Annotated in this window: 26 protein-coding genes; 14 read left to right on the top strand and 12 right to left on the bottom strand. The window is 62.3% G+C overall.

The annotated features are described in order from the left end of the window. Position 1 precedes the first annotated feature (1 nt). From QMO80_RS00605 to QMO80_RS00625, 5 genes are read left to right on the top strand one after another with little or no spacing between them, the layout of a single operon-like run. Positions 2-325 carry a helix-turn-helix transcriptional regulator gene (locus tag QMO80_RS00605; RefSeq protein WP_283198451.1) on the top strand — a complete coding sequence of 108 codons (324 nt, stop codon included), beginning with the start codon at positions 2-4 and terminating at the stop codon, positions 323-325. Continuing rightward, positions 322-732, top strand: a complete 411-nt coding sequence (locus QMO80_RS00610; RefSeq protein ID WP_097628495.1) for an SRPBCC domain-containing protein — start codon at positions 322-324, stop codon at positions 730-732. Before QMO80_RS00605 ends, QMO80_RS00610 begins: the two co-directional genes overlap by 4 nt. 39 nt (positions 733-771) lie before the next feature. After that, positions 772-984 (top strand): hypothetical protein, encoded by a 213-nt coding sequence (locus QMO80_RS00615; protein ID WP_283198452.1) that lies wholly within the window; start codon positions 772-774, stop codon positions 982-984. A gap of 4 nt (positions 985-988) precedes the next feature. Then, a complete protein-coding gene (locus QMO80_RS00620; RefSeq protein WP_283198453.1) occupies positions 989-1,459 on the top strand; it encodes a DUF1801 domain-containing protein in 471 nt (156 codons plus the stop codon). A 35-nt stretch (positions 1,460-1,494) separates the two neighbouring features. Continuing rightward, entirely contained in the window at positions 1,495-1,947 is a 453-nt protein-coding gene (locus QMO80_RS00625) for a DUF1801 domain-containing protein (RefSeq protein WP_283198454.1), read from the top strand. Positions 1,948-2,058: 111 nt separating this feature from the next. On the opposite strand, the gene QMO80_RS00630 is transcribed toward QMO80_RS00625, so the two are convergent. The 4 genes from QMO80_RS00630 to QMO80_RS00645 form a co-directional block, all read right to left on the bottom strand. After that, the gene (locus QMO80_RS00630) at positions 2,059-2,535 is read right to left on the bottom strand and encodes an SRPBCC family protein (protein ID WP_283198455.1); all 477 of its coding nucleotides are present in this window, start codon (positions 2,533-2,535) and stop codon (positions 2,059-2,061) included. Further along, a complete protein-coding gene (locus QMO80_RS00635; protein ID WP_283198456.1) occupies positions 2,532-2,873 on the bottom strand; it encodes a helix-turn-helix transcriptional regulator in 342 nt (113 codons plus the stop codon). The genes QMO80_RS00630 and QMO80_RS00635 overlap by 4 nt, the downstream gene beginning before the upstream one ends. Continuing rightward, positions 2,870-3,556 (bottom strand): glutathione S-transferase family protein, encoded by a 687-nt coding sequence (locus tag QMO80_RS00640; protein WP_283198457.1) that lies wholly within the window; start codon positions 3,554-3,556, stop codon positions 2,870-2,872. Before QMO80_RS00640 ends, QMO80_RS00635 begins: the two co-directional genes overlap by 4 nt. Positions 3,557-3,658: 102 nt before the next feature. After that, a complete protein-coding gene (locus QMO80_RS00645; protein WP_283198458.1) occupies positions 3,659-4,477 on the bottom strand; it encodes a methyltransferase in 819 nt (272 codons plus the stop codon). Positions 4,478-4,590: 113 nt separating this feature from the next. On the opposite strand from QMO80_RS00645, the gene QMO80_RS00650 reads away from it, so the two are divergent. Beyond that, entirely contained in the window at positions 4,591-5,316 is a 726-nt protein-coding gene (locus QMO80_RS00650) for a DUF2270 domain-containing protein (RefSeq protein ID WP_283198459.1), read from the top strand. A 16-nt stretch (positions 5,317-5,332) separates the two neighbouring features. Here QMO80_RS00650 and QMO80_RS00655 read toward each other — a convergent pair whose 3' ends face one another. The 4 genes from QMO80_RS00655 to QMO80_RS00670 form a co-directional block, all read right to left on the bottom strand. Further along, complete coding sequence (locus QMO80_RS00655) at positions 5,333-5,599, bottom strand: usg protein (RefSeq protein WP_003594110.1); 267 nt, start codon at positions 5,597-5,599, stop codon at positions 5,333-5,335. Positions 5,600-5,771: 172 nt separating this feature from the next. Continuing rightward, entirely contained in the window at positions 5,772-6,602 is an 831-nt protein-coding gene (locus QMO80_RS00660; protein ID WP_283198460.1) for an ABC transporter permease, read from the bottom strand. Next, entirely contained in the window at positions 6,599-7,405 is an 807-nt protein-coding gene (locus QMO80_RS00665) for an ABC transporter permease (RefSeq protein ID WP_283198461.1), read from the bottom strand. Before QMO80_RS00665 ends, QMO80_RS00660 begins: the two co-directional genes overlap by 4 nt. A gap of 113 nt (positions 7,406-7,518) precedes the next feature. Further along, a complete protein-coding gene (locus QMO80_RS00670; RefSeq protein ID WP_064838806.1) occupies positions 7,519-8,292 on the bottom strand; it encodes a transporter substrate-binding domain-containing protein in 774 nt (257 codons plus the stop codon). A 331-nt stretch (positions 8,293-8,623) separates the two neighbouring features. Between QMO80_RS00670 and QMO80_RS00675 the strand changes: the two genes are divergently transcribed. After that, on the top strand, positions 8,624-10,798 hold the full coding sequence (locus QMO80_RS00675) for an OmpA family protein (RefSeq protein ID WP_283198462.1): 2,175 nt from the start codon (positions 8,624-8,626) through the stop codon (positions 10,796-10,798). An 88-nt stretch (positions 10,799-10,886) separates the two neighbouring features. Here QMO80_RS00675 and QMO80_RS00680 read toward each other — a convergent pair whose 3' ends face one another. Beyond that, positions 10,887-11,645, bottom strand: coding sequence for an alpha/beta fold hydrolase (locus QMO80_RS00680; protein ID WP_283198463.1), 759 nt, complete (start codon positions 11,643-11,645; stop codon positions 10,887-10,889). A 48-nt stretch (positions 11,646-11,693) separates the two neighbouring features. Continuing rightward, complete coding sequence (locus tag QMO80_RS00685; protein WP_283200079.1) at positions 11,694-13,463, bottom strand: cytochrome c biogenesis protein DipZ; 1,770 nt, start codon at positions 13,461-13,463, stop codon at positions 11,694-11,696. A gap of 327 nt (positions 13,464-13,790) precedes the next feature. Between QMO80_RS00685 and QMO80_RS00690 the strand changes: the two genes are divergently transcribed. From QMO80_RS00690 to maiA, 6 genes are all read left to right on the top strand, one after another. Beyond that, positions 13,791-14,825, top strand: coding sequence for an alpha/beta fold hydrolase (locus QMO80_RS00690; protein ID WP_283198464.1), 1,035 nt, complete (start codon positions 13,791-13,793; stop codon positions 14,823-14,825). Positions 14,826-14,939: 114 nt separating this feature from the next. Beyond that, positions 14,940-15,680, top strand: a complete 741-nt coding sequence (locus QMO80_RS00695; RefSeq protein WP_283198465.1) for a response regulator — start codon at positions 14,940-14,942, stop codon at positions 15,678-15,680. Beyond that, positions 15,677-16,996, top strand: coding sequence for an ATP-binding protein (locus QMO80_RS00700; RefSeq protein WP_283198466.1), 1,320 nt, complete (start codon positions 15,677-15,679; stop codon positions 16,994-16,996). The genes QMO80_RS00695 and QMO80_RS00700 overlap by 4 nt, the downstream gene beginning before the upstream one ends. A gap of 192 nt (positions 16,997-17,188) precedes the next feature. Beyond that, a complete protein-coding gene (locus QMO80_RS00705) occupies positions 17,189-17,605 on the top strand; it encodes an organic hydroperoxide resistance protein (RefSeq protein ID WP_131711033.1) in 417 nt (138 codons plus the stop codon). 38 nt (positions 17,606-17,643) lie between these two features. Continuing rightward, the gene (locus QMO80_RS00710; RefSeq protein WP_165503901.1) at positions 17,644-17,796 is read left to right on the top strand and encodes a hypothetical protein; all 153 of its coding nucleotides are present in this window, start codon (positions 17,644-17,646) and stop codon (positions 17,794-17,796) included. Continuing rightward, positions 17,793-18,428, top strand: coding sequence for a maleylacetoacetate isomerase (gene maiA, locus QMO80_RS00715; protein ID WP_097628513.1), 636 nt, complete (start codon positions 17,793-17,795; stop codon positions 18,426-18,428). The genes QMO80_RS00710 and maiA overlap by 4 nt, the downstream gene beginning before the upstream one ends. Before the next feature lie 44 nt (positions 18,429-18,472). Here maiA and QMO80_RS00720 read toward each other — a convergent pair whose 3' ends face one another. Beyond that, positions 18,473-19,462 carry an aldo/keto reductase gene (locus QMO80_RS00720; protein ID WP_283198467.1) on the bottom strand — a complete coding sequence of 330 codons (990 nt, stop codon included), beginning with the start codon at positions 19,460-19,462 and terminating at the stop codon, positions 18,473-18,475. Between the two features lie 14 nt (positions 19,463-19,476). Continuing rightward, entirely contained in the window at positions 19,477-19,872 is a 396-nt protein-coding gene (locus QMO80_RS00725) for a cupin domain-containing protein (protein WP_183781927.1), read from the bottom strand. 134 nt (positions 19,873-20,006) lie between these two features. On the opposite strand from QMO80_RS00725, the gene QMO80_RS00730 reads away from it, so the two are divergent. Beyond that, positions 20,007-20,900: a LysR family transcriptional regulator gene (locus QMO80_RS00730; RefSeq protein ID WP_283198468.1), complete on the top strand. Its 894-nt coding sequence runs from the start codon at positions 20,007-20,009 to the stop codon at positions 20,898-20,900. Positions 20,901-21,043 lie beyond the last annotated feature (143 nt).

Raw genomic sequence — 21,043 nt, forward strand, 5'->3', positions numbered from 1 at the left:
GATGTCCGATGCTCAAGACGCGCTGTTCAAAGCGCTCGCCGATCCGACCCGGCGGGCTCTGTTCGAGCGGCTGTGCCGGGAAGGGGAGAAGACGGTCGGGGCTCTGACGGCTCGGGCCGGGGTCTCGCAGCCGGTCGTCTCAAAACATCTCGGCATTCTGAAACAGGCCGGATTGGTGCGCGACCGCCACGAAGGCCGCCAGACGCATTATAGCGCACAGCTCGGTGCGCTTGCTCCGCTGGTCGACTGGACGAGCGAGATGGCCGGGTTCTGGCAAAACCGCTTCAACGATCTCGAAGATTTGCTGAAAAGGATGGATCAATGACCGACATATCGACAGAAACGCGCTCCGTCGTCATCGAGCGGGAAATCCCTTTTCCCTCGGAAAAGATCTGGCGGGCGCTCACGCAGCCGCACCTGATTCAGGAGTGGCTGATGAAGAGCGACTTCAAGCCGGCCGTCGATCATCGCTTCAGCTTCAACGCCGATTGGGGTTCGGTCGACTGCAAGGTTCTGGAGGTCGAGCCGAACAAGACCCTGTCCTATAGCTGGGATGCCTACGGTCTCGAAAGCACGGTCACCTGGACTCTCACCCCGACCGGCACGGGCACGCATCTGCGCATGGAGCAGTCGGGTTTCCGGCCGGATCAGCGGCAGGCTTACGGCGGCGCCAGGAGCGGGTGGACGCAGTTCCTTGCAAATCTGGAGCAGGTGCTGGCGCGGATGGAGTGAGGCCGCCCATCGCCTCGGCCGATTTTAAGGGAGGCCCCATTGAACTGGAACAACTGGTTGCGGCAGATCCACCGCTGGCTGTCCGTTGCCTTTACCGTAGCGGTCATTCTCAATATTATCGCCATGGTACAGGAGAAATCGACCGTCTGGGTGGGCTTCTTGGCGCTGCTGCCGCTTGGCCTGCTATTGTTGACCGGTCTTTATCTCTTCCTGGTGCCCTATGCCGCCAGATGGCGTGGGAGATCGGAGTGAAGCAATGGCCGGCAAGACGTCCAAGATCGGAGAGAAAGTCACCAAGAAGACCGCCGCCAAGCCGGCCGGTGGTGAGCCAACCCTTCTCTCGGGCGGCAACCCTCAGATTCCCAAGGGTTATGGCGACGCTCCGGTGCAGGCCTATATCGCCGCCATGCCGGGCTGGAAAAGCGACGTCGGCCGCCGGCTCGATATGCTGATCACGCGCACCGTGCCCACTGTATATAAGGCAGTCAAATGGAACTCGCCTTTCTACGGCATCGAAGGGCAGGGCTGGTTCCTCGGCATTCATTGCTTCACGAAATACGTCAAGGTGGCATTCTTCCGGGGTGCGTCGCTGCAGCCTCTGCCGCCCGGCCATTCCAAGCAGAAGGAAGTCCGCTACCTCGACATCCGCGAGGACGACGAAATCGATGAAGCCCAGCTTGCCGCCTGGGTGGAGCAGGCGAGCCGATTGCCCGGCGAACGGATGTGATAACCATACCCCTCGAATGACGGGCGGGAGGAACCATGAAGAAAGCGACAGCAGCCATGAAGAAGAGCGATTCCGGGGAAGCAGAAGGGGGAGCCTCCCCATCTCAACTGATCGATGCGAGGATCGAGGAACTCGGCGATTGGCGCGGCGAAGTGCTCGCCCGCGTTCGGGCGCTCATCAAGCAAGCGGAGCCCGAGGTGGTCGAGGAATGGAAGTGGCGAGGGGTTCCGGTGTGGGAGCGTTCCGGCATCATCTGCACCGGCGAGACCTATAAGAGCGCGGTGAAGCTGACCTTCGCCAAGGGCGCCTCATTACAGGATCCTTCAGGTCTCTTCAATTCCAGCCTCGACGGCAACACGAGGCGCGCCATCGATTTCCATGAGGGCGACGAGATCGACGAGGAGGCGCTGAAGGTGCTCGTTCGCGCCGCCGCAGCATTGAATATGTCAGCAAAGGCTGCCGCCTCCCGGAAGAAATCAAGCGGCTGAGATTCCGCTAAAGCACGTCGCGTCAAACTTGATTCATGCGACGCGCTTTAGGTCTTTGTTTTCAAGCATGTCGTTGCCGCAAAACCGCGGCACACTTTTGCGCGACATGCTTTAATGGATCGGGCTCGCCTCGCGCTCGAGAAAGAGTTCGAGATTGTCGAGGCCGATTTCGGTGCCCTGGAGACGCGCGCCGTTGTCGGCGTAGCCGTCGAGAAAGACCACCTGCTCGGTGAAGACCATCCTGGTGCCGTCGGCTTGGGCTTCGAAGGCGACGGTGGTGAGCGAGGCGGAGATACGGGTTTCGCCGAGCTTCATCTCATAGGCATAGACGATGCGGGTATCCGGCACGATATCGATGTAATAGGCGTCATAGGCGTGCAGAAGCCCATCGGGGTCCGCGACGTGGTTCCTTTCCGTGCCGCCCGGTCTGAAATCGAGCCCGTATTCCAGCGGCACCCATTCGCCGTGGCAGGCGAACCACTGGCGCTTGGCCTCCGGCGTCGACCAGGCGCGGAAGACGCGAGAGACCGGCGCCTTCAGATGGCGCTCGATGACGAGGGTGGCGTGTTCGGCGGATCGTGTCGTCATTCGGAAAAGGTCTCCGGTTCTTCGGCGAGATATTGATCCAGCCTGTCGAAGCTGGCGGTCCAGCGGCTCTTTCGCTGTTCCACCCAGCGTTCGACGGCGGCAAGCGCATCCTGCTGCAGGCGATAGGTTCGCACCCGGCCGGATTTTTCGGAGAGTACGAGGCCGCTTTCCTCCAGCACCTGCAGATGTTTCATCACTGTCGGCAGGGCGACCGCAAGCGGCGCGGCCAGCTCGGTGACGGACGCCGGGCCGCGGCCGAGGCGGTCGATCATGCCACGGCGACTGCGGTCGGAAAGCGCGTGGAACATGCGGTCAAGACCCGCCTGACCGTCGATCATCCCGCGCTATCCCGGAAGCGGCTGGGCAGCCTGTCATGGTAGGGATAGAACTTGAAATAGGGGCGGGCTTCCTCCAGCGCCCTTGCAAAGGACGGGCGGGCGAGAAGCCGGTCGTAATAGGCGCGAAGCTTCGGCTGCTCCTCTAAAAACGGGACCAGCGTCTCGGCGTAGAAGAGGGCGGGGGCTGCGGCGCAATCGGCCATGGTAAAGGCCTCGCCTGAGATCCATGGGCTTTCGGAGAGCTGTTTTTCGATCATCGCATAGGCGGTGGCAAGCGTCGCCTTGCAGGCGGCCACTTCTGTCCCGTCTTCCTTGCCCTCGGGGCGCCGGCGATTGCTGACGATGGTCTGCATCGGCGCCTGGACATAATGGTCGAAGAATCGATCCCAGAGGCGGACCTGCAGCGCCCGGTCGATTTCCAGCGGCAGCAGGGAAACGGGGCCGGGATAATAATGGTCGAGATATTCGATAATGATCGACGTCTCGGGAACCGTGCTGTCGCGCGCTTCGTCCCTGAGCAGCGGCATCTTGCCGATCGGCCAGAAGCGGAAAAGATCGGCGCGCGAGGCCTCGTCGGACAGATCGACGAGGCGGTTTTCGAAGGGCGTGCCGTTTTCGTAAAGCGCGATCAGCACCTTGTGGCAGAAGGAGGCGAGCGGATGCCCATAGAACACGAGCGACATACGGCGACCTTTCCTGTTTGGCGGAAAACTTTACCGACCGACTAAGTATCAGGCCGGAGAGAAATACGCAACAGATAGTTCGCCGATCGTGTAACTATTATCTCAGCCGATATATCTGGCGATCACCAGATGGCCGGGTGTCGGCTGACCGTCTTCCATGCGCACGTTGATATCCGATATCTCGACGAGTTCGAAGCCGGTGGCCGCCAGGCGTTCTTTCACATAGGCGTCGGCATGGGCGAAGCGCTGATGCGGGCCGACCATGTAGGCGCGGCCGGCGAGGGTCTCTTCAGGCAGGGTCTCCGAGGAGAAGATGAAGAGCCCGCCCTGCGTCAGGTTCTCGGCGGCGCCGAAGAACAGCGGTTCGAGCGCGCCGAGATAGGGCAGCACGTCGGTGGCGGTGATGACGTCGAAGGCTTCCTCATCATTGTCGTCGAGGAAATCCTCGACCTCGGCGACGAAAAGCGTCTCGTAGAGATCTTTCTCATGGGCGATCTCGACCATCTTCTCCGAAATGTCGATGCCGGTCATATCCTCGCAGAGGTCGCGTAGCGCGCCGCCGGTGAGGCCCGTGCCGCAGCCGAGATCGAGCAGCCGCTTGAACGGGCCAAGTTTCAGCGCCTGCAGGCGCTGGCGCACCAGCATCGGCACGTGATAGCCGAGTTGCTCGACGAGCACGTCCTCGAAAACCTCGGCATGCTGGTCGAATAGGGTCTCGACATAGGCATCGGGCGCCCTGACCGGCGTTTCGCCGCGGCCCATCGCGGCGATGCGTACGGCCGCACCGCCGTGATCGTCGGGATCGATCGCCAGGACTTCCTCATAGGCCGCAACGGCCGCGTCGATATCGCCGGCCTTTTCCAGCGCCAGGGCGCGGTTATAGGCCTCGCCAAGGGCTTCTTCGTCGATCTTCTTTGCCATCGCGGTCCATCGTCCTTTTGTTTCAGCCATGCGTCTAAGGCGGCTTTCGATGTTTTGCAATGGCGTGGCTGCGGGCGCAGAATGGCGGCAAAGAAGACGAAGGGAGGAAAGCCATGAAATCGGAGCAAGATAGGCCGTCACCGGCCTTTGAAGGGGAGGCTGCGCGGGCGTTGCTGCTGCCTGGTACGCCGGGCGAGATTACCAATACGCTCAGCCATTATTACCGCGGCGAACTCGGGCGGATGACGAGCTGGCGCGACCGCATCGATCGGACGTCGAACTGGGCGATCACCGTGGTGGCAGCTCTGCTCTCGGTGTCGCTGTCGACGCCGAGCTCGCATCACGGGGTCCTGCTGTTCGGGATGATGCTGGTGACGCTACTTCTGATCATCGAGGCGCGGCGTTACCGCTTCTTCGATATCTATCGCGCGCGCATCCGCCAGATCGAGCGCAGCTATTTCGCGCAGATTCTGGCGCCGGAGCCGGGGGGCAGCAGAGAATGGGCGGCGGTGGTCGCCAGCAGCCTGCGCAAGCCGCGTTTCCTGCTCAGCTACCGGGACGCGATGCACCGCCGGCTCAAACGCAATTACGGCTGGATGTATTCCATCCTGTTTCTGGCCTGGTGCCTGAAGATCTCGACGCCGAAACTGCAGACGGAGGGCATGCCAGCGCTGCAGGCGCAGTCCTGGACCTATGTCATCGACAATGCCGTGCTGGGGCCCATTCCCGGCCTTGCGGTCCTCGTCATCGTCGTCGCCTTCTACCTCGGCATCCTCTGTTTTGCGCTCAGCCCGGCCCGCGCCCAAGGCGAATTCGGCCATGGCGAGGCGCATGTCTGATGCCGCGCAAGCCGGATCAGTGCAGGATGAACTCTCCCTTCAGCGCCCGCCACTCGGTCGCCGAGATCAGCTTGCGGTGGATGTAGCGCACCGAATGCAGCGGTCCGTCGAGTTTCTCTTCCCAGAATTTCAGGAAGCCGCGCATTTCGGGGAAATCGGGGGCGAGATCATATTCCTGCCAGACATATGTCTGCAGGATCGCCGGATGATCCGGCAGGTGGTAGAGGATCTGGGCGGTCGTCAGACCATAGCCCTGCAGTTGTTTTTCCATGTCCTTGTGCATCGTGTTCACTTCTTCTCGTTCCCACTCGCGCGCTTATTAGCGCCAGGTGATATGGAAACATGCGAGTGGTTAACAGAAGCTTTGCAGATACTTCATAAAAGGACAATTCATTTTTAATATCAATTGCTTGGCAGCATCGCTCAGAGAGTGCTGCCAGCTTAGGCCGAATTCATCAACGCTTGAGATGCCGGGTCAGGCGGCGTTCGATCCACGCCCAGAGATGGCGCAGCGCTTCGACGATGGAGAGATAGAAGATCGCCGCCCAGAGATAGGTTTGATAGTCGAAGGTGCGGGAGAAGGCGTAGCGGGTTTCGCCCATCAGGTCGAGTACGGTAATGATGGCAACGACCGCCGAGCCCTTGATCAGCAGGATGATCTCGTTGCCATAGGGGCGCAACGCCACGATGAAGGCCTGGGGCAGAATAATCTTGCGGAAAGCGATGGACCTGTGAATGCCGAGGGCGGCTGCCGCCTCACGCTGACCGTGCGGTACGCTCTCGATGGCGCCGCGCAGGATTTCCGCCTGATAGGCTGCGGTATTGATGGTCATGGCGAAGACGCCGCAATACCAGGCTTCGCGGAAGAACCACCAGATGCCGACGCTCTCCAACTGCGGCCGGAACACGCCGAGGCCGTAGTAGACGAGGAAAAGCTGGGCAAGCAGCGGCGTGCCGCGGAAGAAATAGATATAGCCATAGGCGAGCCAGTTGAGCGCCCGGTTCTTCGATAGGCGCGCCATGGCGAGCGGCAGCGAGAGTATCGCGCCGCCGACGACGGAGATGCCAACGAGGCTGAGTGTCACCCAGAGACCGTGCAGATATCGCGGCCCGTAGCGGGTGAACTTCTCCGGATCCCAGCCATTGATGACGGTGTAGATCAGCAGCGCGGCAAAGAGCGCCCAAATGGCAACGAGGATGTAGCCGGCGAGGCGTGCAGCCGTCATCGGCTTCACGACTTCGCGGGGTGCGGGCTGCGGCGGGATCAGCGTTTCGGCGTAGCTCATCGGCGGACCTCCGAACGTTTGGCCCAACGCTCGACATAGACGAGCAGAAAGGAGGAGAGGATGGCGAGCACCAGATAGAGGCAACAGGCCAAGCCATAGAAAAAGAAGGGTTCCTTGGTGACGCGCACGGCGACGCTCGTCTGGCGCAGGATATCGGCAAGGCTGATGATCGAGACATAGGAGGTGTCTTTCAGGAGCACCATCCAGAGGTTCGTCAGGCCGGGCAGCGCGATGCGCACGAGCTGCGGGAGGATGATCAGGCGCAGCGTGCGGCCGTGATGCAGCCCAAGCGCATCGCCCGCCTCATATTGCCCCTTGGGAATGGCGCGGAAGGCCGAGAGCAGCACTTCAGAACAGTAGGCGGAGAAGACCACCGACAGCGCGATGACGCCGGCGAGGAAGGCGTTGATTTCGACCGGCGGTCCATCGTAACCGACGAAGGTCAGCAGAGACTGGATCAGCATCTGCATGCCGTAATAGATGATGAAGAGAGTCAGAAGTTCCGGCAGGCCGCGGAAGATCGTCGTGTAGATACCGGCCGCCAGCCGCAGCGGCTTTTCTTCCGATTGCTGGCCGAGCGCCACCAGAAAGCCGATGGCGAGACCGATCGGCAGGGTGACGATCGCCACCGAAACGGTGACCTGCAGGCCAAGCGCGATCTCGTCGCCCCAGCCGGTATCGCCACAGGCAAGGATCGTCGACTGTCCCAACCAGGTGAAGATGCCAACGGGTCCGCACAGCGGATCGAAAATGTGCACAAGTAAGCTCCAGAAGGAGCCGAGCGCGGAAAATAATCCGCCCATGCGTGAATTCCCCTCACGGCTTTTGCCGTTTTGATCTTGCCATCTTTGTCAAACAAAAATGGCGGAAGAGCAAGCCTTCCGCCATTACCTTGACCGGCCAGATAGCGAATTTCTTATTCGCCGTAAACGTCGAAGTCGAAGTACTTGTCCTGGATCTTCTTGTATTCACCGCTGGCGCGGATCGCAGCGATTGCCGTGTTCAGCTTTTCCTTGAGCGGATCGCCCTTGCGGATCGCAATGCCTGCGCCGTTGCCGTTGATTTCCTTGTCGACCGGCAGGGTCGTCAGGATCTTGCAGCAGGCGCCGGCGTCGGACTTGACCCATTCGGAGAGAACGACGACGTCGTCGATGACGGCGTCGACACGGCCGCTGGCAACGTCCAGCTTGTATTCGTCAGCGGTCGGATAGAGCTTGAGCTCGGTGTCGGCCAGATGCTTCTCGGCATAGTTGGCGTGCGTCGTGGAGGTCTGCGCGCCGATCACCTTGCCTTTGAGGCCGGCAACGTCTGTGATCTTCGAATCCTTCGGCACGGCGATGGCCGGCGGGGTGTTGTAGTATTTGTTGGAGAAGTCGACGAGCTTCAGACGCTCCGGCGTGATCGACATGGAGGAAACGATCATGTCGAACTTCTTGGCGTTCAGCGCCGGAATGATGCCATCCCAGTCGGTGCTGACGAAAGAGCATTCGGCCTTCATCTCGGCACAGAGCGCTTTGGTGATGTCGATGTCGAAGCCCTGGATAGTGCCGCTGGCGTCGACGAATTCGAAGGGCGGATAGGTCGAATCGGTGCCGATCACATACTTCTCGCCATCGGCCATGGCCGAGCCGGCGAAAAGGGACATCGCCGCGATCGAGGCTGCCGCGAAAATACGGGTGGAGATATGCATGAGGATCCTCTCTGTTGGTAGCCGCCGCTCTTTTTCTCGTGGGCTGACGGCCGCAGTTCAACGGTACCGAGACCGCCTTGCGGCGATAATCAGACTTTTTTTCATGGAATTGCAACACAAATCCCATCGCAATTGGGCGGTGCAAATAACAGGCGAGATGAACCTCGGCAGACTGCAACATTCACGCGAGGTTAATCCTCGGCTTCCTAGAACCGGAACAAGTCGGCGGTTCGGCGATTGCCATTTCGCCGTTTCGCCTCATTGCGACGCTAGGGGCGGAAGCAGGGCCTATCGGCCTTTCAGGAAGCTCAAACAGGATCGAGGAAACCCGATGGGCATGAAATCAAGATTGTTCGCAAGCGCGGCTTTTCCGCTGCTTTCCCTCTCGCTGGCGTTCCAGCCGGCATCGGCAATGGCCGCCGTGCGCGACGTCGCGACGCAGGCTCAGGCCGTGCGGCAAGTCGAACAGGGCAGCTTCGAGGTGGCGCAGGATGCGCCTCAGGATGCACCTTCCGAAGAGGAGTTGCTGAAGAAGAAGCGCAAACAGAAGGAAGAGGCGCCGGCCGAACAGGAGCCCGCCGCCAAACAGCCGAAGGAAGCGCCCGCCGAAAAGCCGAAGGCTGAGCGCAAGGAGGCGCCGGAACCCAAGGCGGAGCCGGAACCGCCGAAGGCCGAAGCGCCGAAGCAAGAGCCCGCGCCGCAGGCCGAAAGCAAACCCGAGCGGAAGGCTAAGCAGGAGGCTCAGCCCGAGGCCAAGCCGGAGGCCGCGCCGCAGCAGGAGCAGCCGGTAACGCAGGAGAAGCCGAGGAAGCTGAAGAAGCAGGCCGAGCCGGAGGCTCAGCCGCAGCCCGAACAGCAGCCGGCGGCAAAGGAAGCGCAGCCGGAGACGGAGCAGGTGCAGCCGGAAGCCAAGCCGGAAGGCGGCAAGCGGGCCAAAGGGCAGGACAAGGCCCAGGGCAAAGATAAAGCTAAGGGCAAGGCAGAGACCGCCGCTCCCGAGGCCGTGACGCCGGCCGAGGAGCAGGCCAAGCCCGAAGTCAAGCCGGAGGCAAAACCCACCGCCGAGGCACCGGCTGAGAAGAAGCCGGCAAAGGGTGAAGCCGCAACACCGGCGGAAAAGCCGACCGAAGGTAAGACGCCCGAAGATAAAGCAGCGGCACCGGAGGCCGCACCCGCTGAAAAGCCGAAGGACGGCACCGCGGCAAAACCTGCCGGCGAGCAGCCCGCCGGCGAAAAGCCGGCCGCGCCTGCGACCGACACTGCCCAGCCGCTGCCGGATGCCAGCGGCGGCCAGCAGGTGGAACAGGCCATTCCGGCGCCGGAAAAGGTTTCGCCCGAAGAGCTGGAGCGTCGCAAGACGATCGCCGCGGATCCGGCCAAGAGCAACGAGACCGTCGTGCTGCCGGTCGAGAATGGTGCCGCCGTGCTCGACAGCGACAAGGATGCCGACCGCAGCAAGGGCCGGGAAGGCCGCCGCGACCGCGACAGACAGCGCGCCGAGACCCAAGAGGTGAAGGTGCCGACCTCGGATGCCGATGCGCAGGCCGCCAGCGGCGCCAAGGCGCCGACGATCAAGCTCGAGGCGGTAACCAGCGAGAAGGGCAGGAAGCTCGATGCGCGGCCGCAATTCGTCCGCCCCGACGGCGCGCGTGTCGACGACAGCACCGACGACAATCGTGTGATCATCCAGTACGACAATCGGGTGATTGTGCGTGGCGACGACGACAGGCGGTTCCTGCGCGACGGCGAACGGCCGAGCTACGAGGAGCTGTCGGGCGATCGCTACCGCGAGACGATCACGCGGCCGGAGGGTTACCGCATCGTGACGATCCGCAACCGCTATGGCGACATCATTCAGCGGTCGCGCGTCGACGCCCGCGGGCGCGAGCATGTGCTCTATTATTCGCAAGACCTCTACGACGATCCGGACCGCGACTATTTCGAGGATCCGGGCGCCGACCTGCCGCCGATGCGGCTGCGCGTGCCGCTCAGCGATTACATCATCGATACCCGCAGTGATCCGGACCGGGATTATTACGAGTTCCTGAGCGAGCCGCCCGTCGAGCCGGTGGAGCGTGTCTACTCGCTCGACGAAGTGAAGTATTCGGCCCGCATCCGCGACAAGGTGCGCCGCATCGACCTCGACACGATCACCTTCGCGACCGGCAGCGCCGATATCCCGATGACCCAAGCGCGCACCCTCCGCAAGGTTGCCGACGCGATCAGCCAGGTGCTGAAGAAGGATCCGAGCGAGACCTTCCTGATCGAGGGCCATACGGATGCCGTCGGGACCGATCAGAGCAACCTGATCCTCTCCGACCAGCGGGCGGAATCGGTCGCCAACGTGCTCTCCGATGTCTACGGCATCCCGCCGGAGAACCTGGCGACACAGGGCTATGGCGAGCAATATCTGAAGGTCAACACGTCAGGCCCCGAACAGGAAAACCGCCGCGTCACCGTCCGCCGCGTCACGCCGCTGGTTCGCCCAGTGGCTGCCAACCAGTAAATACCGTTGCCCCTCTCCATTCGTGGGGAGGGGCATCTTGTTGGCTGAGGGCGGCCGTAGATTATCTGCCGCCCTCATCCCGCCGGTTCTACTCGCCGGCTTTCCCAGCCGCCTTTTCGATGATGTCGGCGACCTTTTCTGCCTGGGATGCGAAGACGGCGTGGCTTGCCTTGATCTCGGTCACCTCGCTGCCGGCTCGTTTTGCCATGTCGCGTTCAAGGTCGGGGTTGATGGCACGGTCCTCGGTGGCGACGATCGACCAGCTCGGTTTTGTCCGCCATGCCGGATCTTTGATTTTGGCGGAGAACGCCTGTTTTGCGGCGAAGACCTGCGATTTTGCCAGGAAGTCGGTCTCGGCTTTCGGAAGGTCGGCGGCGAAATCCGCGGCGAAGGCGCCCGGGGCGAGATAGAGATATTTGCCGTCCTTCGTTTCCTTGATATCCATGCTGCCGGCGGGCTTGGAGCTGGCGAGGCTCAGCAGGCTTTCGCCCTTGTCGGGCTGGAAGGCCGCGACATAGACGAGGCCTGCGACATTGGGATCGCTGCCGGCTTCGGTAATGACCATGCCGCCATAGCTGTGGCCGACGAGCAGGCTCGGTCCTTCCTGCAGGTCGAGAACCCGCTTCGTTGCTGCCACATCGTCGTCGAGCGAGGTGATGGGCTCCTGGACGATGGTGACGTTGAAACCGCGTTTCTCTAGAATCTCGGTCGCCTTGCGCCATCCCGAGCCGTCGGCGAGCGCGCCGTGGACGATGACGATGTTCTTGACCGCGGCAGCCTCGGCTGCGAACGCGATTCCGGCGGTGGCAAAGGCAAGGGCTGCGATGAAAGTCAGATGTTTGTTCATGAGGTCACTCCTTGTGGTCGATGTTGAAGGTCTGGATAGGTATCGGGCTCAGCCGAAGGTGAAGGCGTAGGCTTGCACCCCGGGATCGCGGAAGCGGATCTCGAAATTGCGAGCGCCGACCGTGCCGGACTGGCGCACGAGCTGGTAAAGCCTGGTCGCGGTCACGGTGCCTTTGCCATCGGCATCGATGTCGGAGCCGTGGTCCGGCCCGGGCGCCTTGCCGTCGACCGTCACCTGGAAGCGGATCGGTTTGCCGTCGGCGCCGGGCCCGAGAACGAGATGCAGGTCGCGGGCGCTGAAGCGATAGGTGATGCCGCCGCCGGCCTGATCAAGCGTCGCCTGATCCTTGCCGATAGTCCAGATTCCCGACAGGCCCCAGCCGTTGAGGCCGGGTTCGGCGATCGAATAATTCTGCGGCGCGTCGGCCTGCAGTCCCTCGGGCGAGGCGAAATTCGCCGCCTGTTCGTAGCCGAGATAGGTTTCGCCGGAGCGGATATTGCCGAGATCCGGACCTGCTTCCACGCCCTTGGCATCGGGTGCGACCGGCGCACTTGACGTCATCTGGCTGCCGGTCTCGCGCAGCAGGTCCTGAATGGCTTTTTCGGTCCTGCCGTAATTGCCTTCGCCGAAATGGTGGTAGCGGATCTGGCCCTTGGCATCGATCAGATAGCCGGCAGGCCAGTAGCTGTTTTCGAAGGAGCGCCAGATTTTGTAATCATTGTCGATCGCAACGGGATAGCCGATCTGAAAGTCCTCGACCGCCTTCCTGACGTTGTCGATCTTCTTTTCGAAGGCGAATTCCGGAGCGTGGACGCCGATCACCACGAGGCCCTGATCGGCGTATTTTTCCGCCCAGGCTTTGACATAAGGGATCGTGCGGATGCAGTTGATGCAGGAATAGGTCCAGAAGTCGACGAGCACCACTTTGCCCCGCAGCTGCTCGGTGGTCAGAGGCTTGGAGTTCAGCCACTCGACGGCGCCATCGAGCGACGGCGCATAACCTTCGACGGGCAGATCACTGCGGAACGGCTTCTTCGCGTCAGCGATCATCACGTCGTTGCTGGCGACCTCGGCGGGGGCGCCGGCTGCGGGCTTGGCATGCAGCCTGTCGAGCACGGCCTGTTCCAGCGATGCAGTGCTCGCGTAGGAAAGCCGCGCCAGCAGGCTGGTGTCGAGGCCGAGGGCGATGACGGCGACACCCGCCAGGACCGCAGCACCGAGGCCCTGGCGAATCCGATCGCCGAGGCCGAGGGAACGCTTCATGGCGGTGAATATCCGGCCTCCGACAAGCAGGGCGACGGCAAGCGAGGTCGCAGCACCGGCGGCATAGGCGGCCAGCAGGAAGGTGGTCTGCAGATTGGCGCCCTGCAGGGCGGCGCCGGTCAAGACGAGGCCGAGGATCGGCCCGGCGCAGGGCGCCCAGAGCAGGCCGGTGGCGGTGCCGAGGATGAGGGCGCTCTTGACCGTCGGGGCAGCGTGTCCACCGTCGCTGGCGTTCAGGAGATTGTTGCCGAGATCGACGATCGGGCGAGCAAGGGTGCTTGCGAAGCGCGGCGACAGCAGGCTGGCGCCGAAGAGCGCCAGCAGGACGATCGCAGCAAGGCGGCCATATTCGTTGGCGCGAATGGCCCAGCTGCCGCCGACCGCGGCCAGCGTGGCGACAAGGGCGAAGGTGGCGGCCATGCCCGCCAGCATCGGCAGCGTGCTCTTGACGAAGGGCTGGCCGGCACGGGCGAAGACGAAGGGCAAGATTGGGAGGATGCACGGGCTGAGGATCGTCAGCGCGCCTCCGAGATAGGCAATGATCAGAAGTGTCATCATCGTTTCCTTTGAAACCGGTTGATCGGGCTCTGGACGGCGATGGGCCTGAACCAGCAACGGCGGGGATATGGCGGGGCGGACGTATCCCGGATGTGTCCGGTTTTTCGGGAAAATGTACCGAAGTGTTGCTGATGAGCTTGGCCGATACAAAGCGACACAAACTCGCGTCGCGACAGCGGCCGCCGATGAAAACGGCGCGATTGTATCGGAATGTATCCCGGCCGCCGGAAGCTACATCAGCATTCAAAACCGACGGCTCATGACATATCGCTGATACAAGTGGAACGTCTTTTGAGGACGTGATTCATTCGACAGGAGAGACCGATGTCAGAGCAAATCAACCATCACCGCCGCCGCTTCTTCGGCATGACGGCCATCGCCCTTGCTGCGGTCGAATTCGGCGTGGCCGGCAGAGCCGCCGCCCAGTCGGCGCTGTCTGCCGTGAAGGCCCGGACCAACACGTCCTTCGAGGCGCTGAAGCAGGTGAATGCCGGGGTGCTCGATATTGGTTATGCCGAGGCGGGCAGGGCGGATGGACCGGTCGTGCTGCTGCTGCATGGTTGGCCCTATGACATCTATAGTTTCGTCGATGTCGCGCCGCTGCTGGCTTCGGCAGGCTATCGCGTGATCGTGCCTTATCTGCGGGGTTACGGCACGACCCGGTTTCTGGACCAGGCAACGGCTCGCAACGGGCAGCCGTCGGCGCTGGCTGCCGATATGATCGCGCTGCTCGATGCGCTCGATATCGAGAAGGCGGTCGTTGCCGGTTATGACTGGGGCGGGCGGACGGCCAACATTATGGCGGCGTTGTGGCCGGAGCGCTGCAAGGCGATGGTCTCGGTGAGCGGCTATCTGATCGGCAGCCAGGAGGCCAATATGAAGCCGCTGCCGCCGAAGGCCGAACTTGCCTGGTGGTATCAGTTTTATTTTGCAACCGAGCGTGGCCGGCTGGGTTACGAGAGCAATACCCATGATTTCGCAAAGCTCATTTGGCAGACCGCCTCGCCGAAGTGGAATTTCGACGATGCCACTTTCGACAGATCGGCCGCCGCCTTCGACAATCCCGACCATGTCGCGATCGTCATTCACAATTATCGCTGGCGCCTGGGGCTTGCCGAAGGCGAGGCCAAATACGATGCCTATGAGAAGACGCTTGCCGCATTGCCGATGATCTCCGTGCCGACGATCACGATGGAGGGGGACGCAAACGGTGCGCCGCATCCGGAGCCCTCCGCCTATGCCGGAAAGTTCTCCGGCCGGTATGAGCATCGCACCATCGGCGGCGGCATCGGCCACAACCTGCCGCAGGAGGCACCGCAGGCCTTCGCGCAGGCGGTGATCGACGTCGACCGCTTCTGATCGCAGGCGCGGGGGCCGCATTGCTCCGGCCGGCGGAATATGCGTAGGTCGCGTCAGCCGCCTCGATGCCGAGGGGGAAGGCGCGGCCGCTTCTACAGGTAAGGGAACGGACATATGGATCATGTCGATCACATCCTGGTCGTCGACGACGATCGCGAAATCCGCGAGCTGGTCTCGGGCTATCTGCAGAAGAACGGCCTGAGGACCAGCACTGCCGCGGACGGGCGGCAGATGCGCAGTTTTCTCGAAGCCAATGCCGTCGACCTGATCGTGCTCGACGTGATGATGCCCGGCGACGACGGGCTGGTGCTGTGCCGCGAGTTGCGCGCCGGCCGGCACAAGGCGATCCCGATCCTGATGCTGACGGCCCGCACCGACGAGATGGACAAGATCCTCGGGCTGGAGATGGGCGCCGACGACTATCTCGCCAAACCCTTTGCCGCGCGCGAGCTGCTGGCCCGCATCAAGGCGGTGCTGCGGCGCACGCGCATGCTGCCGCCCAACCTGCAGATCAGCGAGGCCGGGCAGTTGCTGAGCTTCGGCGACTGGCGGCTCGACACGGTCGCCCGGCATCTTCTCGACAAGGAGGGGACTGCGATTGCACTCAGCGGCGCCGAGTACCGGCTGCTTCGCGTCTTCATCGATCACCCGCAGCGGGTGCTCAATCGCGACCAGCTTCTGAGCCTGACGCAGGGCCGCGATGCCGATCTCTTCGATCGTTCGATCGATCTCCTGGTCAGCCGCCTGCGGCAGCGGCTGGGCGACGATGCGCGAGAACCGACCTACATCAAGACGGTGCGCAGCGAAGGTTATGTCTTTTCCGTTCCGGTCGAAATCACGGAGCTGCGCCAATGAGGGCGATCCCATGGTTCTCGGGTTTGATCTGGCCGAGGACGTTGCGGTCGCGAATCTTCTTGATCCTTTTGGTCGGTCTCGCCCTTGCCTACGGGCTGTCCTTCAGCGTGCTGTATATGGAGCGCACCATATCGGCCAAGGCGGTGATGCTCGGCACGCTGGAGAATGATGTCGCAACGTCTATCGCCGTTCTCGACCGGCTTCCGCCGGGCGAGCGCGGTGATCTCCTGGATCGGCTGAGCCGCGGCAACTATCGCTTCGTGCTCGGGCCTGGTCTTCCCGGGGTGCCGGACACGTCAAGCAAAGGCACGGAGATAGCAGGCAAGATCGAGGATGCGATCGGGCACCGCTTTCCGATCAGTATCGAACGGATCCCGGGTGAGGTGAACCGGCTGCAGGCGCATCTGACGCTGAGCGACGGAAGCCCGCTGACGATCGACGTCACGCCGAAGGGCGTCATGCCGATCGCCGCATGGCTGCCCTATGTCTTCATCATCCAGATGCTGCTGCTCATCCTCTGCACCTGGTTCGCGGTTCGCCAGGCAATCCGGCCACTCGGCGCGCTTGCCGCCGCCGCCGATGCCCTCGACCCCAGCAAGGACGGTTCCGCCTTGAGTGAGGCCGGTCCGAGCGAGGTCGCGCATGCAGCGAGGGCATTCAATGCGATGCGGGAGAGGATCGCCCACTATCTCGAAGAGCGCGTGCAGATCCTGGCGGCGATTTCGCATGACCTGCAGACGCCGATCACCCGCATGCGGCTGCGCGCCGATATGGCCGAGGATTCGCCGGAGAAGGACAAGCTGGTGCATGATCTCGGCGAGATCCAGCGCCTCGTCCAGGACGGCATAGCCTATGCGCGCAGCGCCCACGGCAGCGGCGAGAAGAATGCCCGCATCGATCTCGCCTCGTTCATCGACAGTATAGCCTACGATTACCAGGACACCGGCAAGGCGGTGACGGTCGTCGGGCTGGTTCAGGGCGCTGCCTTGACCAAGCCGCACGCCCTTCGCCGCATCCTGTCGAACTTCATCGACAATGCCTTGAAATTTGCAGGTGCCGCCGAAATCAGCGTCGGGCACAACGCGGAAAACGACGTCGTCATATCGGTGATGGATCGGGGGCCCGGCATTCCTGACGACATGCTCGAAGCCGCCATGCAGCCTTTCTTCCGGCTGGAGCAATCCCGCAACCGGGAGACCGGCGGCACGGGTCTCGGTCTTGCCATCGCCCAGCAGCTGACGGCCAAGATCGGCGGATCCCTTCGGCTCTACAATCGCGCCGGCGGCGGGCTGGCGGCGGAAGTCACCCTTCGGTGATGCTGGCCTGCCGGAAAATTTTCCGGCGGTTTGTATGGGATAATGTCCTGGATGCCGGATGCTACGTTTTGTGACATTTCGGCCGATTTCGGAAACATGCCGGATATAACAGTCGGTCAAACCTCACTCCGTTCAACCCGATCGCCTGAGGCGATCCGATCGCGAGTAGCGACCGAGACAAGGAGTGTTTCCATGACCAAGATCGACAAGGTTCTTTATACCGGCAAGACCCGCACCACCGGTGGGCGCGACGGCGCTTCGCAGAGCGATGACGGAGAGCTAAATATCAAGCTCTCGCCGCCCGGCAGCGCGCGGCCGGGCACCAATCCCGAACAGCTTTTCGCCGCCGGCTGGTCGGCCTGCTTCATCGGCGCAATCGGCATAGCCGCAGGCAAGCTGAAGGTCGGGCTTCCGGCGGAGACCGCGGTGAATGCCGAGGTCGATCTCGGATCGACCGACGGCGGGTATTTCCTGCAGGCCCGCCTCAATGTCAGCTTGCCTGGCATCGAAGCGGATGTCGCGAAGGCGCTGGTGGATGAGGCGCACCGGACCTGCCCCTATTCGAAGGCCACGCGCGGCAATATCCATGTCGAATTGATCGTTGTCTGACGGATAGCGACCGATCGGCCTCGCCGATGGAGGTTTTGATGCGATTGATGATCATCTGCATTCTGGGCGCGACGGTCTTCGCCGCGCCCTGCATCTACGACGTAAGCTCGCGGGAGCCTTCGCCGCTCGCCGGCCTTGTGACGGCGGCGTCCACGGTTTCCTCTTCAGGCCATCAGGGAGAAAGACAGTGAAACTCTATCAGAACGAAATTTCTTCGGCGACCTCAAGAGTCCGGATCGCGCTCGCCCTGAAGGGGCTGACGGCCGAGGTGCTGCCGATCTCCATTCTCGGCGAAGAGGCCGAGAGCCGGCAGGCCGGATATCGCAGCGTCAATCCGCAAGGGCTGGTGCCGGCCTTGCTGACGGATGACGGCGTTCTCATCACCCAGTCGCTGGCGATCGTCGAATATCTCGACGAGGTCCAGCCGCAACCGGCCCTGCTGCCCGACACAGCGGAGGGCCGGGCGCTGGCGCGGTCGATCGCCCTGGCGATCGCCGCCGAGATCCATGCGCTGCTGCCGCCGCGGATCGGGTTGCATCTCAAAACGACCTTCCAGGCCGATGCCGATGCCATCGCCGGCTGGAGCCGCCATTGGGTCGGCGAGGGAATGGCGGCTGTGGAGACGATGATTGCCGGCCGGAGGCCGGGCGCCTTCGCCGTCGGCGACCGGCCTGGCGTTGCCGATATCTTTCTCTTCCCGCAGGCGATCAGCGCCCGACGCATGGGCTTCGATCTCGCCCGGTGGCCCAATATCGCCGAGATTGTCGGCAGGCTCGAGACAATCCCGGCTTTCCAGGAGAACGCGCCGGCACCGAGACGATGACGCGATGAAGAAGCGGCCGCAAACGATGGCGGCCGCTTCTGTTCTCAGCGGTTGACCCTTGCCTGCAGATGCGCGGGATAACGATCGCCTTTCACCTTGATGGTGGCGAGCGCGCTTTCAATATTGTCGAGATCCTCAACAGTCAGTTCGACCTCGGCGGCTGCGATGTTCTCGTCAAGCCGATGCAGTTTGGTGGTGCCGGGGATCGGTACGATCCAGGGTTTCTGCGCCAGCAGCCAGGCGAGCGCCACCTGGGCCGAGGTGACCTTCTTGTGCGCAGCGATCTCTGCGAGGAGATCGACGAGCACCTGGTTGGCCTTTCGCGCGTCTGCCGAAAACCGCGGAACGATGTTGCGAAAGTCCTTGCTGTCGAAGGTTGTGGTTTCGCTGATCGCGCCGGTGAGGAAGCCCTTGCCGAGCGGACTAAACGGCACGAAGCCGATTCCGAGTTCCTCCAGCACCGGCAGGATCTCTTGCTCGGGCTCGCGCCACCAGAGCGAATATTCGCTCTGCAGCGCCGTCACAGGCTGGACGGCATGGGCGCGGCGGATCGTCTGGGCGCCGGCTTCGGAGAGGCCGAAATGCCGGACCTTGCCTTCCGCGATCAACGCCTTGACCGTGCCGGCGACGTCCTCGATCGGAACATCCGGATCGACGCGATGCTGGTAGAACAGATCGATGACATCGGTCTTCAAGCGCTTCAGCGCCTGGTTGGCCACCGCGCGGATCTGATCCGGGCGGCTGTTCATGCCGCTCTGGCCACCATTGGCATCAAAGTTGAAACCGAATTTCGTGGCGATCACCACCTCGTTGCGAAAGGGGGCGAGCGCCTCTCCCAGAAGCTCTTCGTTCTTGTAGGGGCCATAGGCCTCGGCCGTGTCGAAGAAGGTCACGCCGCGTTCGAATGCCCGCTGGATCAGTGTGGTCGCTTCCTGAATACCTGTCGCCGGGCCATAACCGTAACCCAGCCCCATGCAGCCGAGACCGATGGCCGAGACATGAAGTCCGCTCTTTCCAAGCTCACGTTTCTGCATAGAAGTTTCCTTTTCTAACCTTGGTATTGCGTGTCGGTGACATGCTCCAGCCAGTCGACGACCTTGCCATCGAGCTGTTCCTGGATGGCGATATGGGTCATCGCCGTCGTCGGCGATGCGCCGTGCCAATGGCGTTCACCCGGGGCGAACCAGACGACGTCGCCGGCGCGGATCTTCTCGACGGGGCCGCCCTCGCGCTGCACGCGACCGCAACCCGACGTGACGATCAGCGTCTGGCCGAGCGGATGGGTGTGCCAGGCGGTGCGGGCTCCGGGCTCGAAGGTGACGCTGGCGCCGGCCGCACGTGCGGGGCTGGTCACGGCAAACAGCGGGTCGACACGCACGCTGCCGGTAAACCAATCGGCTGGTCCCTTTGCCGAAGGTTGCGAACCGCTTCGCTTGATATCCATCCTTGTCTTCCTTTCGATGTCGGGCTTTCGATGTCAGGGTGTACATGTCCACTCGAGTGAAAAGGTATTTAGGGCGTGCGCCTGATCGCGATTAGATGGTATAAACGGCAAGAACCCATGAGAAAGTTTCATAAATGCCGCGCCCCGCCGTCAACGACCTCATCGCCTTCCTCGCCGTTGCACGCGCACAGAGCTTCACAAAGGCGGCGGGTAAGCTGGGTGTGTCGCAATCGGCTCTCAGCCACACCATCCGCGGGCTCGAGGAGCGACTTGGACTGCGATTGCTGACACGCACGACCCGCAGCGTCGCGCCGACAGAGGCCGGCGAACGCCTGATCGTCTCCATCGGACCGCGCCTCGACGAGATCGAGAGCGAGCTGGCTGCCTTGAGCGCGTTTCGGGAGAAGCCGGCAGGCACCATTCGCATCAATGCGGGCGAGCATGCGGCCAATGCCGTCCTTTGGCCCGCCTTGGCAAAGCTCCTGCCTGAATATCCCGATATCAATGTCGAAATCATCGTCGACTACGGTCTGACCGACATCGTCGCGGAGCGCTACGATGCGGGGGTGCGGCTTGGAGAACAGGTGGCGAAGGACATGATTGCTGTGCGCATCGGCCCCGACATGCGCATGGCCGTAGTCGGCGCTCCCGCCTATTTCGACACCAGGCCGAAGCCGCTGACGCCGCAGGACCTTACGGATCACAATTGCATCAATCTGCGCCTGCCGACCTATGGCAGCGTTTATGCATGGGAGTTCGAAAAGGACGGGCGCGAGCTCAGAGTTCGGGTCGAAGGGCAATTGGTTTTCAACAATATAGCGCTGCGGCTGAACGCAGTACTGGCAGGTCTGGGGCTGGCATACATGCCGGAGAACTTGGTCGAGGCGCATCTAGCCGATGGACGACTGGTGCGCGTCCTCGAGGATTGGTGCCTGCCGTATTCCGGCTATCATCTCTACTATCCGAGCCGCCGGCATACGTCGCCGGCATTTGCCCTCGTCGTCGATGCACTTCGCTATCGAGCATAAGCGCTCGCCGTTTCGCACCGCCCAGACAGGCATATATCCGAACCACTGGTGATCGGCTCTTGCCGGAAGCGAAATCATGCCTGCCAGTGATTTGACATTCCTTCGTTCGCCGCTAATTCACACTTGAAATTGAAGGAAACAGT

The organism is Rhizobium sp. BT03, assembly GCF_030053155.1.
Taxonomy (GTDB): Bacteria; Pseudomonadota; Alphaproteobacteria; order Rhizobiales; family Rhizobiaceae; genus Rhizobium.

Excerpts from the sequence above, each read along its gene's own strand:
- QMO80_RS00635 (WP_283198456.1), bottom strand. The coding sequence starts at position 2,873 with ATGATCGACGGTCAGGCGGGTCTTGACCGCATGTTCCACGCGCTTTCC.
- QMO80_RS00610 (WP_097628495.1), top strand. The coding sequence starts at position 322 with ATGACCGACATATCGACAGAAACGCGCTCCGTCGTCATCGAGCGGGAA.
- QMO80_RS00625 (WP_283198454.1), top strand. The coding sequence starts at position 1,495 with ATGAAGAAAGCGACAGCAGCCATGAAGAAGAGCGATTCCGGGGAAGCA.
- QMO80_RS00670 (WP_064838806.1), bottom strand. The coding sequence starts at position 8,292 with ATGCATATCTCCACCCGTATTTTCGCGGCAGCCTCGATCGCGGCGATG.
- QMO80_RS00730 (WP_283198468.1), top strand. The coding sequence starts at position 20,007 with ATGCCGCGCCCCGCCGTCAACGACCTCATCGCCTTCCTCGCCGTTGCA.
- QMO80_RS00620 (WP_283198453.1), top strand. The coding sequence starts at position 989 with ATGGCCGGCAAGACGTCCAAGATCGGAGAGAAAGTCACCAAGAAGACC.
- QMO80_RS00705 (WP_131711033.1), top strand. The coding sequence starts at position 17,189 with ATGACCAAGATCGACAAGGTTCTTTATACCGGCAAGACCCGCACCACC.
- QMO80_RS00650 (WP_283198459.1), top strand. The coding sequence starts at position 4,591 with ATGAAATCGGAGCAAGATAGGCCGTCACCGGCCTTTGAAGGGGAGGCT.
- QMO80_RS00675 (WP_283198462.1), top strand. The coding sequence starts at position 8,624 with ATGGGCATGAAATCAAGATTGTTCGCAAGCGCGGCTTTTCCGCTGCTT.
- QMO80_RS00690 (WP_283198464.1), top strand. The coding sequence starts at position 13,791 with ATGTCAGAGCAAATCAACCATCACCGCCGCCGCTTCTTCGGCATGACG.
- QMO80_RS00695 (WP_283198465.1), top strand. The coding sequence starts at position 14,940 with ATGGATCATGTCGATCACATCCTGGTCGTCGACGACGATCGCGAAATC.
- QMO80_RS00630 (WP_283198455.1), bottom strand. The coding sequence starts at position 2,535 with ATGACGACACGATCCGCCGAACACGCCACCCTCGTCATCGAGCGCCAT.
- QMO80_RS00640 (WP_283198457.1), bottom strand. The coding sequence starts at position 3,556 with ATGTCGCTCGTGTTCTATGGGCATCCGCTCGCCTCCTTCTGCCACAAG.
- QMO80_RS00665 (WP_283198461.1), bottom strand. The coding sequence starts at position 7,405 with ATGGGCGGATTATTTTCCGCGCTCGGCTCCTTCTGGAGCTTACTTGTG.
- QMO80_RS00680 (WP_283198463.1), bottom strand. The coding sequence starts at position 11,645 with ATGAACAAACATCTGACTTTCATCGCAGCCCTTGCCTTTGCCACCGCC.
- QMO80_RS00710 (WP_165503901.1), top strand. The coding sequence starts at position 17,644 with ATGCGATTGATGATCATCTGCATTCTGGGCGCGACGGTCTTCGCCGCG.
- QMO80_RS00605 (WP_283198451.1), top strand. The coding sequence starts at position 2 with ATGTCCGATGCTCAAGACGCGCTGTTCAAAGCGCTCGCCGATCCGACC.
- QMO80_RS00660 (WP_283198460.1), bottom strand. The coding sequence starts at position 6,602 with ATGAGCTACGCCGAAACGCTGATCCCGCCGCAGCCCGCACCCCGCGAA.
- QMO80_RS00725 (WP_183781927.1), bottom strand. The coding sequence starts at position 19,872 with ATGGATATCAAGCGAAGCGGTTCGCAACCTTCGGCAAAGGGACCAGCC.
- QMO80_RS00655 (WP_003594110.1), bottom strand. The coding sequence starts at position 5,599 with ATGCACAAGGACATGGAAAAACAACTGCAGGGCTATGGTCTGACGACC.
- QMO80_RS00685 (WP_283200079.1), bottom strand. The coding sequence starts at position 13,463 with ATGACACTTCTGATCATTGCCTATCTCGGAGGCGCGCTGACGATCCTC.
- QMO80_RS00720 (WP_283198467.1), bottom strand. The coding sequence starts at position 19,462 with ATGCAGAAACGTGAGCTTGGAAAGAGCGGACTTCATGTCTCGGCCATC.
- QMO80_RS00700 (WP_283198466.1), top strand. The coding sequence starts at position 15,677 with ATGAGGGCGATCCCATGGTTCTCGGGTTTGATCTGGCCGAGGACGTTG.
- QMO80_RS00645 (WP_283198458.1), bottom strand. The coding sequence starts at position 4,477 with ATGGCAAAGAAGATCGACGAAGAAGCCCTTGGCGAGGCCTATAACCGC.